Here is a 909-nt window from a genome sequence, read left to right as displayed (position 1 = left end):
TCATCGCGGCTTTCCGGGGAAAGCCGCTTTTATCTTCAAGAAGAAGTAGTCGGTATCTCGATACCCATACCCCATTCGCTTGATTAGCTTTATCTTGTTGTTTATCCCTTCTAGGGTGCAGGTGTTTAGCGGATAACTTGCCGATGCGATAATACCGTGAAGATAAGGACTCAGTTTTCGTGCGAACTCTTTCAATGGCTTAATTCCACTCTCTTGTACTTGTGCCCACCAAGCCTCCCAGAGCCCTTTAGCATGTGCTTCTGATTCACAATACCAAAGCTCTTTGAGTTGTGCCCCGAGTATATAAGTGGTCATTAAGTCCTTATTGATATTCAATATTTCTGTAAGATAGCTGTCTTGCCGTGGATTTAAGTTGCCTCTACTTTTCAACAACACCCAGCGTGAGCGCTTGACCCATTGCCTCGCTTTTTTATCTTGCTTGAGTTTGTTGGCTTGGTCGACTCTGACTCTATCCATTACCTCACGACCGAACTTAGCAACAACATGGAATAAGTCGTAAACGATTTTTGCGTTCGGGCAATGCGCTTGAACTTCAAGGTCAAAAGCCGTATTCATGTCCATCGCGACCGCTTCGATATTATTGCCATGCTTGCCTAACAGCTCGAAGAACGGTCGTATGTCCTTGCGGCTACGGCCTAACCCTATCCAAATGACTTGGTGAGTCTTAGCGTCAGCAATGACCGTGGCATACCGATGTCCTTTAAAGATAGCGAACTCATCCATGACGAGTTGCCTTAGCCCCTCCCATTTCACTGACGGTACCACTTGGCGAAGTCGGCGTTTATCTATCTCTTTAATGGTGTGCCAATGTACGCTTGTTAACTGGGAGATATGCTTAATGGGAAGAAGAGGCAGCAGTTGTTCTATATAACTTTTTAAGCGCTTCGT

The 909-nt window shown here is 45.5% G+C and carries 1 protein-coding gene; it reads right to left on the bottom strand.

Translation table 11 applies throughout. From position 1 onward, the window contains the following. On the bottom strand, positions 1-909 hold a 909-nt coding region (locus tag AB4507_RS08795), incomplete at its 5' end, for an ISL3 family transposase (RefSeq protein ID WP_372182543.1).

Source organism: Vibrio sp. 10N.222.54.A3 (assembly GCF_041474095.1).
Lineage (GTDB): Bacteria > Pseudomonadota > Gammaproteobacteria > Enterobacterales > Vibrionaceae > Vibrio > Vibrio crassostreae_C.
This window is presented reverse-complemented; position numbering and strand designations above follow the sequence as displayed.